This is a genomic window from Caballeronia glebae, assembly GCF_001545035.1.
Taxonomy (GTDB): Bacteria; Pseudomonadota; Gammaproteobacteria; order Burkholderiales; family Burkholderiaceae; genus Caballeronia; species Caballeronia glebae.
The window spans coordinates 36,169-49,607 of the sequence record NZ_FCOJ02000026.1 but is presented as its reverse complement, the minus strand read 5'-3'; the positions used below and the strand labels follow the sequence as shown (position 1 = coordinate 49,607).

At 63.9% G+C, this 13,439-nt stretch carries 12 protein-coding genes; 10 read left to right on the top strand and 2 right to left on the bottom strand.

The features are described 5' to 3' along the window. Positions 1-65 precede the first annotated feature (65 nt). Positions 66-1,208 (bottom strand): GNAT family N-acetyltransferase, encoded by a 1,143-nt coding sequence (locus tag AWB82_RS18860; protein ID WP_086969845.1) that lies wholly within the window; start codon positions 1,206-1,208, stop codon positions 66-68. A 174-nt stretch (positions 1,209-1,382) separates the two neighbouring features. On the opposite strand from AWB82_RS18860, the gene AWB82_RS18855 reads away from it, so the two are divergent. Beyond that, positions 1,383-1,676, top strand: coding sequence for a GIY-YIG nuclease family protein (locus AWB82_RS18855; protein WP_086969929.1), 294 nt, complete (start codon positions 1,383-1,385; stop codon positions 1,674-1,676). Between the two features lie 54 nt (positions 1,677-1,730). Here AWB82_RS18855 and ppa read toward each other — a convergent pair whose 3' ends face one another. Further along, the gene (gene ppa / locus AWB82_RS18850; RefSeq protein ID WP_086969843.1) at positions 1,731-2,258 is read right to left on the bottom strand and encodes an inorganic diphosphatase; all 528 of its coding nucleotides are present in this window, start codon (positions 2,256-2,258) and stop codon (positions 1,731-1,733) included. A 231-nt stretch (positions 2,259-2,489) separates the two neighbouring features. Between ppa and AWB82_RS18845 the strand changes: the two genes are divergently transcribed. From AWB82_RS18845 to AWB82_RS18805, 9 genes are all read left to right on the top strand, one after another. Next, positions 2,490-3,929, top strand: a complete 1,440-nt coding sequence (locus AWB82_RS18845) for an aldehyde dehydrogenase family protein (RefSeq protein WP_086969927.1) — start codon at positions 2,490-2,492, stop codon at positions 3,927-3,929. Positions 3,930-3,940: 11 nt separating this feature from the next. Next, positions 3,941-4,717: an SDR family oxidoreductase gene (locus AWB82_RS18840; RefSeq protein ID WP_086969841.1), complete on the top strand. Its 777-nt coding sequence runs from the start codon at positions 3,941-3,943 to the stop codon at positions 4,715-4,717. Positions 4,718-4,894: 177 nt separating this feature from the next. After that, a complete protein-coding gene (locus AWB82_RS18835; RefSeq protein ID WP_086969839.1) occupies positions 4,895-6,211 on the top strand; it encodes an MFS transporter in 1,317 nt (438 codons plus the stop codon). 314 nt (positions 6,212-6,525) lie between these two features. After that, positions 6,526-7,833: an urea ABC transporter substrate-binding protein gene (urtA, locus tag AWB82_RS18830; RefSeq protein WP_086969837.1), complete on the top strand. Its 1,308-nt coding sequence runs from the start codon at positions 6,526-6,528 to the stop codon at positions 7,831-7,833. A gap of 88 nt (positions 7,834-7,921) precedes the next feature. After that, the gene (urtB, locus tag AWB82_RS18825) at positions 7,922-9,526 is read left to right on the top strand and encodes an urea ABC transporter permease subunit UrtB (protein ID WP_086969835.1); all 1,605 of its coding nucleotides are present in this window, start codon (positions 7,922-7,924) and stop codon (positions 9,524-9,526) included. Between the two features lie 3 nt (positions 9,527-9,529). Next, positions 9,530-10,723: an urea ABC transporter permease subunit UrtC gene (gene urtC / locus AWB82_RS18820; protein WP_096031440.1), complete on the top strand. Its 1,194-nt coding sequence runs from the start codon at positions 9,530-9,532 to the stop codon at positions 10,721-10,723. Continuing rightward, entirely contained in the window at positions 10,720-11,604 is an 885-nt protein-coding gene (urtD, locus tag AWB82_RS18815) for an urea ABC transporter ATP-binding protein UrtD (RefSeq protein ID WP_407643012.1), read from the top strand. Before urtC ends, urtD begins: the two co-directional genes overlap by 4 nt. Before the next feature lie 84 nt (positions 11,605-11,688). Continuing rightward, entirely contained in the window at positions 11,689-12,381 is a 693-nt protein-coding gene (gene urtE / locus AWB82_RS18810) for an urea ABC transporter ATP-binding subunit UrtE (RefSeq protein ID WP_086969833.1), read from the top strand. 30 nt (positions 12,382-12,411) lie between these two features. Beyond that, on the top strand, positions 12,412-13,272 hold the full coding sequence (locus AWB82_RS18805; protein WP_086969831.1) for an urease accessory protein UreD: 861 nt from the start codon (positions 12,412-12,414) through the stop codon (positions 13,270-13,272). Positions 13,273-13,439 lie beyond the last annotated feature (167 nt).

Genomic DNA, 13,439 nt, shown 5'->3' with positions numbered 1-13,439 from the left:
ACGGTGCGAAAGGGACGAAAAGCCAGGCGTAAAGCCGGGCGAACGGTCTCGTCGATTATCGCATCTCAGCTTTTCTTCCTGAACGGCGTGTGTGCTTCGAGTTCCCCGATATGCTGATCCATCGCCTGGGTTTCGGCATCGAGAAACTCGCCGATCGCGTGCGCGAAACGCCGGTCCGCGATCCAGTGCGCGGACCATGTGGGCGTCGGCAAAAGGCCGCGCGACATCTTGTGCACGCCCTGCGCGCCGCCCTCGAAGCGCGCGAGCCCGTGCTCGATGCAATACGCGATGCCCTGCATGTAGCACGTCTCGAAGTGCAGTCCCGAGACGAACTCGCGCGTGCCCCAGTAGCGGCCGTACATCGTGTCGCCGCCGATCATGTTGAGCGCGCACGCGAGGCGCTCGCCGTCCGCCTCGGCGATCACGAGCAGCATGCTGTCGGGCGCATCGGCGTGAATCCGGCCGAAGAACTCGCGCGTCAGATACGGCGCGTTCCAGTGCTCGCGATACGTGTTGTCGTAGCAGTCGTAGAAGAAGTCGAGCGCGCTTTCGTCGATCTGCTCGCCGCGCAGCCAGGTGTACGTGACGCCCGCGTCCGCCACGCGCCGGCGATCCTGCTTCACTTTCTTGCGCTTGTCGTGGCTCATCGTCGCGAGGAAGGCGTCGAAGCTCGCGTAACCGTCGCCGGGCAGGTTTTCCCAGTGGAATTGCACGCCTTCGCGCAGCAGATAGCCCGCGTCCGTCAAAGCCTCGACATCCTGCGTGTGCGGAAACAGCACGTGCAGCGACGAGAGTTCCAGCCGGCGCGTCAGTTCGATTGCACCCCGCGCGAGCAGCACGCGATCCTCGTGATGCGCGGCGATGAGGCGCGGACCCGTGACCGGCGAAAACGGAACGGCGGACACCGCCTTCGGGTAGTAACGCAGACCGTGACGCTCGAAGGCATCGGCCCATGCGTGATCGAACACGTACTCGCCGCGCGAATGCGACTTGATATACAGCGGCATCGCGCCGGCGAACTCGCCGCCGCGCTTCAATATCAGATGATGCGCGCGCCAGCCGGTGCGCTTCACCGCGCACTCCGTCTCCTGCAACGCCGCGAGAAACGCGTGGCGCACGAACGGGTTATCGCCGGCGAGCCGGTTCCAGTCGTCGGCCGGGATCTCGTTGAGCGCATCGACCACATGAATTTCGACCTCGCGATTCAACAGGCTACCTCGCTGTGATTGATCGACGAGCGCGCCGATACAACGCAAAACGCGCCCGAAAGCGGCTATTCTCGCGCAAGTCGCAGCGCCACGCCGAAGCGGACAAAAGCGCCCCGGCGCGGTGCTTTCGGCGATAATGCGCGGCAAATCCTTCACGAACGCACACGAAACGCGATGCCGTGGTTCCTCTATCTGATCGAATGCGCCGACGGCAGCCTCTACACGGGCATCGCGACGGACGTCGAAGCGCGCTTCATCGCGCATGCGAGCGGCAAGGGCGCGCGCTATACGCGTTCGAGAAAACCGTTGCGCGTGCTGGCGTCGTTCGAGCTGGCGGGGAGATCGGAAGCGTCGCGCGCCGAATATCGCGTGAAGCAGTTGACCGCGCAGCAAAAGCGCGCGCTGATTGCGGGAGAGCGGACGCTCGAATCGTTGTTGCCTCAGACCGAGACAAGCGAAGAAGAATAAAAAACGCCGCCGCGCTTCGAAAACGCGGCGGCGCTTTGTCGGAAAAAAACCCGCTTACTTCTTGAAGTTCGCGACGCCTTCCGAGATTTCCTTGTGCGCGGCGTCGATGCCGGCCCAGCCCTCGACCTTCACCCACTTGCCCTTTTCGAGCGCCTTGTAGTTCTCGAAGAAGTGCTTGATCTGGTCTTTCAGATATTCCGGCACGTCGTCGATCGACTTGATGTTCGCCGTCATCGGGCAGACCTTGTCGTGTGCCACGGCGACGAGCTTCGCGTCCACGCCCGATTCATCGGTCATTTGCAGCATGCCGACTGCGCGCGCACGCACGACCGAGCCCGCCAGCAGCGGATAAGGCGTGATGACGAGCACGTCGACCGGGTCGCCGTCGCCGGAGAGCGTCTGCGGAATGAAACCGTAGTTGGCCGGATAGCGCATGCCGGTGCCGACGAAGCGGTCGACGACGAGCAGGCCCATGTCCTTGTCCGCTTCGTATTTGACCGGATCGCTCTGCGCGGGAATCTCGATGATGACGTTGAAATCGTGCGGGAGATCTTTGCCGGAAGGTACGTTGTTGAAGCTCATGAGCACTCTCTGGAGAAGTTGAGGTCGGAGATGGAATCGCACGGGCGGACGCGTTCTGCCGAAACCGCCGGGGCGTCGCGCCGGCCGGCGCGTGAATACATCATTATAGCCAATCGAGTCTCGCCGCCTGCCGCCGCCCGCCGCTTCCGGCGCGCGGCCGAGGTTGGCGCGATAATCGAAATACGCATCGAATTCGACCTGCAGGCAGAGAACCGATTTCAGGAGACGTGCATGGAAGACGCGAAGCATTTCATCGATAACCGCTGGATCGCGGCATCGGGCAACGAGACGATTCCCGTCGTCGATCCGTCCGACGGCCAGATCTTCGCGCAGATCGCGCGGGGCACCGCGGCCGATATCGATCGCGCGGTTGCCGCCGCGCGCGCGGCCTTCGAAGGCGGCTGGGGCGCGACGAGCGCCGCCGAACGCGGACGCATTCTCGCGCGCCTGTCGATGCTGATCGCCGCGTGCCACGAGGAGATCGCGCAGGTCGAGGCGCGCGACACCGGCAAGCCGCTCAAACAGGCACGCGCCGACGTCACCGGCATCGCGCGCTATTTCGAGTTCTACGCGGGCGCCGCCGACAAGCTGCACGGCGAAACCCTGCCGTATCAAACCGGCTACACCGTGCTCACGATCCGCGAGGCGCACGGCGTGACGGGCCACATCGTCCCGTGGAACTATCCGCTGCAGATTTTCGGGCGCAGCGTGGGCGCGGCGCTCGCCACCGGCAACGCGTGCGTCGTGAAGCCGGCGGAGGACGCGTGCCTTTCTTTGTTGCGCGTCGCGGAACTGGCGGCGGAAGCCGGCCTGCCGGATGGCGCGCTCAACATCGTCACCGGTTACGGGCACGAAGCGGGCGCGGCGCTCGCGCGGCATCCGGGCATCGACCATATTTCGTTCACGGGCTCGCCGGCGACGGGCGCGGCCGTCACGAAGATGGCCGCCGACAACCACGTGCACGTCACGCTGGAACTGGGCGGCAAGTCGCCGCAAATCGTTTTCGCCGATGCCGATTTCGACGCCGCCCTGCCCGTGCTCGTCGCCGCGATCGTGCAGAACGCCGGACAGACGTGCTCGGCGGGCAGCCGCGTGCTGATCGAGCGCGCGGCGTACGAGCCGCTCCTCGACCGGCTGTCGCAGGCGTTCGCGGCGCTCAGGGTCGGCCCGAGCAAGCTCGATCTCGACTGCGGCCCGCTCATCAGCGCGAAGCAGCAGCAGCGCGTCTGGGACTATCTGTCCGATGCGCAGCACGACGGCATTCCGATGGCCGCGCACGGCGAAGTCGTCGGCGATGCGCCCGAAGCGGGCTTCTACCAGGCGCCTACTCTGTTGCGCGATGTTCCGCGGACGCATCGTCTCGCGCGCGAGGAAGTGTTCGGTCCGGTGCTCGCCGCGATGCCCTTCGACGACGAAGCCGACGCGCTCAGGCTCGCCAACGGCACCGACTACGGCCTCGTGGCCGGCATCTGGACCCGCGACGGCGCGCGCCAGATGCGGCTTGCGCGCCGCGTGCGCTCGGGGCAAGTGTTCATCAACAACTATGGCGCGGGCGGCGGCGTCGAATTGCCGTTCGGCGGCGTGAAGCATTCGGGACACGGGCGCGAGAAAGGCTTCGAGGCGCTGTACGGCTTCACGACGCTCAAAACCATCGCCATCAAACACGGATAACGGGAGACACCATGCGACTGCAAGGCAAAACGGTGATCGTGACGGGCGGCGGCTCGGGATTCGGGGAAGGCATCGCGAAGACGTTCGCGCGCGAAGGCGCGAATGTGGTCGTCAACGATCTGAACGGGCCGGGCGCCGAGCGCGTCGCGAGCGAGATCGCGCTCGCGTCGTCGCCGGAGGTGAAGCACGGCCGCGCGATCGCCGTTCAGGGCGACGTGACCCAACGCGCCGACTGGCAAACGCTCTTCGATGCCGCGATCCAGGACTTCGGCAGCGTGCAGGTCGTCGTCAACAACGCGGGCACGACGCACCGTAACAAGCCCGTTCTCGACGTGACCGAGGCCGAGTTCGAGCGCGTCTATGCGGTGAACGTGAAGAGCATCTACTGGAGCGTTGCGCAGTTCGTGCCGTACTTTCGCGAGCGCGGCGGCGGCGCGTTCATCAATATTGCATCGACGGCGGGCGTGCGGCCGCGCCCGGGGCTCGTCTGGTACAACGGCAGCAAGGCGGCGGTGATCATCGCCAGCAAGGCGCTCGCGGTCGAACTGGGCGCGGACCGCATCCGCGTGAACTGCATCAATCCGGTGATGGGCGAGACCGCCCTGCTCACCGAGTTCATGGGCATGGAGGACACGCCCGAGAACCGCCGCAAGTTCCTCGCGACGATACCGCTCGGGCGCCTCTCGACGCCGCAGGACATCGCCAACGCGGCGCTCTATCTCGCCTCCGACGATGCCGAGTTCATCACCGGCGTCGCGCTCGAAGTGGACGGCGGACGCTGCGTCTGAACGTTGCCCGCGCACGCCGCGCGGCGAGTGCGGCGTGCGCTCAAATATCGGTGCTTTCCCTAGCAGAAACGAGCGTTTGGCGTCGTTGCCGGCGGGCTAGAATCCTTACGCGTCTGTAATCGCGAGCGGGCCCATCCGCTCGCCTGGCGCGCACAATAAATATTGGAGACAAGCAACATGGCCAGCACCGCCAATCCCATGCCGCGCCCCGGCGCGGGCACGCCTTCCGCCTTCGAGGAAGCGACCTACCGCAAAGTCGTCTGGCGGCTCGCGCCGCTCCTGCTCATCTGCTACGTGGTGGCGTATCTCGACCGCGTGAACGTCGGCTTCGCCAAGCTGCAGATGGCCACCGATCTGCAACTGTCGGACGCCGTGTATGGCTTCGGCGCGGGCATCTTCTTCTTCGGCTATTTCATCTTCGAGATTCCGTCGAACATCATCCTGCATCGCGTCGGCGCGCGCGTGTGGATCGCGCGGATCATGATCACGTGGGGCATTATTTCCGCCCTCACGATGTTCATCACGACGCCGACGATGTTCTACGTCATGCGCTTTCTGCTCGGCGCGGCTGAAGCGGGCTTCTTTCCCGGCATCATTCTCTATCTGACGTACTGGTTTCCGGCGCAGCGGCGCGGGCGCATCACGACGCTGTTCATGACGGCCATCGCGCTCTCGGGTTTGATCGGCGGGCCGATCAGCGGCTGGATCATGGACGCGTTCCATAACAAGAACGGCTGGCACGGCTGGCAATGGCTGCTGCTGCTCGAAGGGATTCCGTCGATCATCGTGGGCATCGTCGTATTCCTGAAGCTCGACGACCGCATCTCGAAGGCTTCGTGGCTCACGCAGGAAGAACGCGAACTGCTCGAACGCAACATCGCGGCGGATAACGTCGCGAAGGAAGATATGTCGCTCGGCAAGATCCTGTCGAGTCCGAAGGTCTGGCTGATGAGCATGATCTACTTCTCGTTCGTGATGGGGCTGTATGGCGTGAGCTTCTGGCTGCCGACCATCATCAAGTCGATGGGTATTTCGGATGCGCTCCACGTCGGCCTGCTCTCCGCGATTCCCTATGGCGCGGCGGTGATCGGCATGCTGTACGCGGCGCGCAGCGCGGATCGTTCCGGCGAGCGTCGCTGGCATATCGCGATTCCGGCGTTGATCGGCGCGATCGGGCTGGTGCTGTCGGTCGTGTGGTTCAACAACACCGTGCTTGCGATGCTCGGCCTCACGCTCGCGACGACGGGCATTCTCACCACGCTGCCCCTGTTCTGGAGTCTGCCGACCGCATTTCTCGCGGGCACCGGCGCGGCCGCGGGTATCGCCATGATCAACTCGCTCGGCAACCTCGCGGGCTTTCTGAGTCCGTATCTCGTGGGCTGGCTGAAGCAGGCCACTGCTTCCAATTCGAGCGGGATGTATATGCTCGCGGGATTTCTGGTGCTCGGCGCGGTGTTGGTGCTTAGCGTGCCGGCGCGGATGGTGAATCGATAAGTCTCTGTGCATCCCAAGCTTTGGTTCGCATCGCGTCTCTATGAAGCGCGCGCGAACCAAAGCGAAGCACGCTCGCCCATTCCCAGTCACAAGAAAATAAATAGAAGCAAACCCGCACCGCAACGATGCACGCAACACCCCGCGTGCACCAAAACCCCGCCGCCGGACGCAAGTCCCCGCCAGTAAAAGCTTCCTCCGATTCCCCGCAAACCCGCGCCACTCGGGCATTTCATCCTCATTGGCATAACCCTTGCAGAACGATGCGGGCAATCGTCATTGCTCAAACAAACACATCGGCAAGGGGAACACTCATCATGAAACGACGCAGTTTGCTGAAGTTCGGCTCCATGTCGGGCGCGCTCGCCCTCGCGGGCCAGCTTCCGATCACGAAAGCCCAGGCCGCCGATACGGGTCCGATCAAGGTCGGCATCCTGCATTCGCTGTCGGGCACGATGGCGATCTCCGAGACGTCGCTGAAAGACACGGCGCTCATGACCATCGCCGATATCAACAAGAGCGGCGGCGTGATGGGCCGGCAACTCCAGCCCGTCGTCGTCGATCCGGCTTCGAACTGGCCACTCTTCGCGGAGAAGGCGCGTCAGCTTCTCACGCAGGACAAGTGCGCGGTCGTGTTCGGCTGCTGGACGTCGGTGTCGCGCAAGTCGGTGCTGCCCGTGTTCGAGGAACTCAACGGCCTGCTCTTCTACCCCGTTCAATACGAAGGCGAAGAGATGTCGCGCAACGTGTTCTATACGGGCGCCGCGCCGAATCAGCAGGCGATTCCCGCCGTCGAATATCTGATGGGACAGGAAGGCGGCAGCGCCAAGCGCTTCTTCCTGCTCGGCACCGACTACGTGTACCCGCGCACGACGAACAAGATCCTGCGCGCGTTCCTTCACTCCAAGGGCGTCAAGGATGCGGACATTCAAGAGGTCTACACACCGTTCGGACATAGCGACTATCAAACCATCGTCGCGAATATCAAGACCTTTGCCCAAGGGGGAAAGACGACTGTCATCTCTACGATCAACGGCGATTCCAACGTACCGTTCTACAAGGAGCTCGGCAACCAGGGGCTGAAGGCGACGGACGTGCCGGTCGTCGCGTTCTCGGTCGGCGAGGAAGAACTGCGCGGCATCGATACGAAACCGCTCGTCGGCCACCTCGCCGCATGGAACTACTTCATGTCGGTGAAGAACCCGAACAACACGAAGTTCGAGAAGGAATTCTTCGCATACGCGAAGGCGCAGAACCTGCCGGGCGGCGACAAGCGCGTGACCAACGATCCGATGGAAGCGACCTTCGTCGGCATCCACATGTGGAAGCAGGCCGTCGAAAAAGCGAAGAGCGCCGACGTCGACAAGGTGCGTGTCGCGATGATCGGTCAGAGCTTCGCCGCGCCTTCGGGTTTCACGCTGTCGATGGACGGCAACCATCATCTGCACAAGCCGGTGATGATCGGCGAAATTCGCGGCGACGGTCAGTTCAACGTCGTCTGGAAGACGAAGACCGCGGTGCGCGCGCAGCCGTGGAGCCCGTATATCGCGGGCAACGAGGGCAAGCCGGATGTCGTCAGCTCGATTCCCGCGTTCCTGCGCCGTCAGCGCGTGCGCGTAGCCTGATCCTTGATGCTTTGATGGTTTGAAGCAGTGAGGCCGCGCGTTCATGCGTGATTCGCGCGGCCGCCGATGTTCTATCCGAAAGGCCATCATGACCGGTTCCCTGATGCGCGTCGTGCTCGCGCTATGCATCGCAATGACGTCGCTCGCGGCGCACGCGCTCACCAACGACGATCTCGCCCCGCTTGCCGGCGACGACTTCGAAGCAAAATCCGCCGCCATCGACAAGCTCATCGCCAATGCCGACGCGCCTTCCATCGCCGTGCTCGGTGCGCTCGCCGACGGCTCGCTCGTCGCCACCGACAACGGCCGCGTCTACATCCAGACCGACGACGGCACCAAAGACGCGATCACCGGCAAGACCGTGGAAGCGCCGGACGCGCAACAAATCACGCTGAACAACTCGCTACGCACGAAGGTAGCGGGCGCGTTGTCGGGCCTGCAACTCGCATCGCCGGATACGACCAGGCGCCGCGAAGCGATCGCGGCATTGTTGAAGAATCCGGACGCATCGATGAAGCCGATGATCGACCGCGCCCGCGCCATCGAGAAAGATCCCGAACTGAAGAAGCGCCTCGACACGCTCTGGGCGATGACCGCGCTGCACGATCCCGATGTGAGCAAGCGCCTCGACGCCGCGCAACTCGTCGCCGCGCGCCATGACCTCGACATGTACGAACTGCTGCGCCCGATCGTCGCGAAGAAGGCCGACGGCAGCTTCAACGAGCCCGACGAACGCGTGCGCAACGCGGCGCAGGAAGGCCTTTACGCGCTCGATTCGATTCAGCGCCGCAGCGAAATCTTCGGCACGATCTTCGCGGGCCTCTCGCTCGGCAGCGTGCTGTTGCTCGCGGCGCTCGGGCTTGCGATCACATATGGACTGATCGGCGTCATCAACATGGCGCACGGCGAGTTTCTGATGATCGGCGCATACGCGACCTATGTCGTGCAGAATCTCGTGCAGCACTACGCGCCCGCGGCGTTCAACTGGTATCCGCTGTTCGCGGTGCCCGCGTCGTTCATCGCGGCGGCGCTGGTCGGCATCGTGCTGGAAAGACTCGTGCTGAAGCATCTCTACGGACGTCCGCTCGAAACGCTGCTCACGACCTTCGGCGTCAGCCTGATCCTGATCCAGGCGACGCGCACGCTCTTCGGCGCGCAGAACGTGCAGGTGACGAATCCTTCGTGGATGAGCGGCGGCGTCTCCGTGATGCAGAACCTCATCCTGCCGTACAACCGTCTGACGATCCTCGCCTTCTCGCTCGCCGTGGTCGCGATCGCGTGGGGCGTGCTCACGAAAACGCGGCTCGGCCTGTTCGTGCGCGCGGTGACGCAGAACCGCCGCATGGCCGCGTGCGTCGGCGTGAAGACCGCGCGCGTCGATTCCTATGCGTTCGCGTTCGGCGCGGGAATCGCGGGACTCGGCGGCTGCGCGCTCTCGCAGATCGGCAACGTCGGGCCGGATCTCGGTCAGAGCTACATCATCGATTCGTTCATGGCGGTGGTGCTCGGCGGCGTCGGGCAACTCGCGGGCACGGTGATCGGCGGCTTCGGACTCGGGCTCGTGAGCAAGGCGGTCGAGCCGTTCTGGGGCGCGGTGCTCGCGAAGATCGCGGTGCTCGTGCTGATCGTGTTGTTCATCCAGAAGCGTCCGCAGGGCATGTTCGCCCTCAAGGGCCGCAGCGCGGAGGCTTGAGATATGACCGCCTCGACCAATATCGGCACGAATCTCGACGTGACGCCGCAACCCGATCCGGGCGCGGCGCGCGCGGGCTTCGCGCTCGGCCTGCCGCCGCGCGCCGCGCTTCTGCCGCGCAACGGCTGGCTCGCGTTGATCGCGCTCGTCATCGCGATGGGCATCGTCGTGCCGGTCGGCGCGCTCGTGCTGCCCGAGACGAGCGCGTTCCATCTGTCGGCATATGCGATGACGCTCGTCGGCAAGCTCATGTGCTACGCGATCGGCGCGCTCGCGCTCGATCTCGTGTGGGGCTATTGCGGCATCCTGAGCCTCGGCCACGCGCTGTTCTTCGCGCTCGGCGGCTATGCGATGGGCATGTACCTGATGCGCTCCATCGGCCGCGAAGGGACGTATCAAAGCGATCTGCCCGACTTCATGGTGTTTCTCGACTGGCACAAGCTGCCGTGGTACTGGGAAGGCACCGGGCATCTCTGGTATGCGCTTCTGCTCGTCGTGCTCGTGCCGGGCGTGCTCGCGTGGGTGTTCGGCTTCTTCACGTTCCGCTCGCGCGTGAAGGGCGTGTATCTGTCGATCATCACGCAGGCGATGACGTTCGCCGCGATGCTGCTCTTCTATCGCAACGAAACGGGCTTCGGCGGCAATAACGGCTTCACCGACTTCAAGCGCATCGCGGGCTTTCCGATCACGCATCCGGGCACGCGCGCCGCGCTCTTTCTCATCACGTTCGCGGTGCTCGTGCTCGCGTTTCTCGCGGCGCGCTGGATCGTCACGTCGAAGCTCGGGCGCGTCGTCACCGGCGTGCGCGACGGCGAAGCGCGTCTCATGTTTCTCGGCTACAGCCCGCTCGCGTACAAGCTCTTCATCTGGACCGTGTCGGCGGTGCTGTGCGGCATCGCGGGCGCGTTGTACGTGCCGCAGGTCGGCATCATCAATCCGAGCGAGATGTCGCCCGCGAACTCGATCGAAATGGCGATCTGGGTCGCGGTCGGCGGACGCGGCACGCTGATCGGACCGATCGTCGGCGCGTTCGCCGTCAATGGCGCGAAGAGTTTTTTCACCGCGCATTTCGCGGAGTACTGGCTGTTCTTCCTCGGCCTCATCTTCACGCTCGTGCCCTTGCTTCTGCCCAACGGCATCATGGGACTCATCGATCTCGCGCGCCGCAGGAAGGCGGCTGGAGACACAGCAGAATGACCGCGCACAACGCCTTGATCGTCGATCTGCCGCCCATTCCGCCGCTGCCCGAACCGCAGGAGTCGAGCCACAAGAACATCAACGTGATCTCGGGGCTCGGGCACGTGCTCGCGCCCGGCGAGATCGACATATCGCACGGCACGATTCTCTATCTCGAAGACGTCACCGTGAGCTTCGACGGTTTTCGCGCGCTGAACAAGCTGACGCTTTCGATCGACGTCGGCGAATTGCGCTGCGTGATCGGCCCGAACGGCGCGGGCAAGACGACGATGATGGATGTGATTACCGGCAAGACGCGCCCCGACGACGGCAAGGTGTTCCTCGGGCAGACGCTCGATCTCACGCGCATGTCGGAGCCGGTGATCGCGCGCACGGGCATCGGGCGCAAGTTTCAGAAGCCGACCGTGTTCGAGAATCATCCCGTGTGGGAAAACCTCGAACTCGCGATGAAGACGGACAAGCGCTGGTTCGCGTCGTTGCGCGCGCGGCTGGATGGGCAGGCGCAGGCGCGCATCGAAGAGACGCTGGAACTGATTCGCCTTCAGCATCAGGCGACGCGTCTCGCGGGCGAGTTGTCGCATGGACAAAAGCAGCGGCTCGAAATCGGCATGTTGCTGATGCAGCAGCCCGCGCTTTTGCTGCTCGACGAACCCGCGGCCGGCATGACCGATCATGAAACGATGGAACTCGCCGAATTGCTCAACAAGCTGCGCGGATCGTGTTCGATGATGGTCGTCGAGCACGATATGGAGTTCGTCGCCGCGCTCGCGGGTGATAGCGGGAAGGTCACGGTCATGGCCGAAGGAAGCGTTCTCGCCGAAGGCACGCTGGAAAGCGTCAAACGGGACGATGCGGTTATCGAGTCTTATCTCGGGCGCTGAGGTTTTTTTGTTTTGCATGGGCTGCTCGTGGAAACCCGCTTTCACCGAAGCCCGATCGAGCACCAACCGAAGCAGACAAAGCACATGCTAGAAGTCGAAAACCTGAACCAGTACTACGGCGGCAGCCACATCCTCCGCGATGTGAGGATGACCGTTCCCGACGGCGAACTGACCGTGCTGCTCGGCCGCAACGGCGTCGGCAAAACGACGCTGCTTCGCTGCCTGATGGGCGTCGTGCCGACGAAAAGCGGCACCATCGACTGGCGCGGCAACAAGATCTCTTCGATGCCCACGCACGCGCGCGTCGCGCACGGTCTCGCCTACGTTCCGCAAGGACGCGACATCTTCGGCCGTCTCACCGTCGAAGAAAATCTGCTCGTCGGCGCGGCGAGCCGCAAGGCGCCATCGAAGATTCCCGACCGCATCTACGATCTCTTCCCCGTGCTGCGCGACATGAAGAATCGACGAGGCGGCGACCTCTCCGGCGGTCAGCAACAGCAACTCGCAATCGGCCGCGCGCTGATGAGCGAGCCGCAACTGCTCATTCTCGATGAGCCGACCGAAGGCATTCAGCCTTCGATCATCCGCGATATCGGCAGAACGCTGCGGCAACTCGTCGACGAAATGGGCATGACAGTGTTGCTCGTCGAGCAGTATTACGACTTCGCACGCGAACTCGCCGATCGATACTGGGTCATGAGCCGCGGCGAAATCGTCGCGGGCGGCGCGGGTTCGGAGATGGACGCGCACGGAGTGCGTGAGCTAATCGCCGTATGATCCAGGTTCGATCCCAAGCGCACCGTCTCCATGCTTCATGAACCACATGCAACACTGGCCGACCCGAGCATCTGGCGCGGCTCGCTCGAACTCGGCTACGCGCGTCAGCATGGCCGCACGGTCTGCGTTCATCGCAAGCACGAAGGGCCGCTGCGGCTGCAACGGCCGCTCTATCCCGAAGGCGATATCTGTCATTCGGTGATCGTGCATCCGCCGGGCGGCGTCGCGGGCGGCGATCGTCTCTCCATCGACGTGCGTCTGCGGGAACGCACGCACGCCGTCATCACGACGCCCGGCGCGACCAAGTGGTACAAGGCCAACGGCAAGCTCGCGACGCAGCGCGTCGATATCGATCTCGCCGCGCACGCGAAGCTCGACTGGCTGCCGCAGAACAACATCGTGTTCGAATCGTCGAATATCGAGCTCGAATTCAATCTGACGCTCGATGAAGGCGCGAGCGCGATCGGCTGGGATGCCATGCTGCTCGGCCGCGCCGCCGCCGGCGAGAAGTGGACGCAAGGGCATATCAAGGCCGTATCGCGTATCGCGCAGCGCGACGGCGCCACGTTGTGGTTCGAGCGCACGCTGCTCGATGCGCGCGATCCGCTGCGCGACGCCGCGCAAGGTCTCGCGGGCTTTCCCGCTTACGGCACGCTCTGGGCGATCGGCCCCGCTTGCGACGATGCGCTCGCCGAAGCCCTCACCGCGCAACTGCCCTTCGACGACACACTGCGCGCGGGCGCATCGTGCGTCGTGCCGGGCGTGCTGATCGTGCGCGCGATCAGCCGGTCGATGGAGCCGCTGCAAAACGCGCTCGCCGATTGCTGGGCGCGTCTTCGTCCCATCGTGCATGGCGTCGATGCACGGCCCTTGCGGTTGTGGACTACCTAGTACGCACCAGCGAAGCGCATTCGCTTGCACATGTGTTGTGCGCAACGACGCGCGCAAAACCGGCAGACGCAGACAGCACAAGAAAGACGCATCGATGGCACGACTCTCGCTTTAAATGTTTGTTCGAGAGTCGCGCATTCCAACGCGGCCGTTCAAGACCGAAGGAT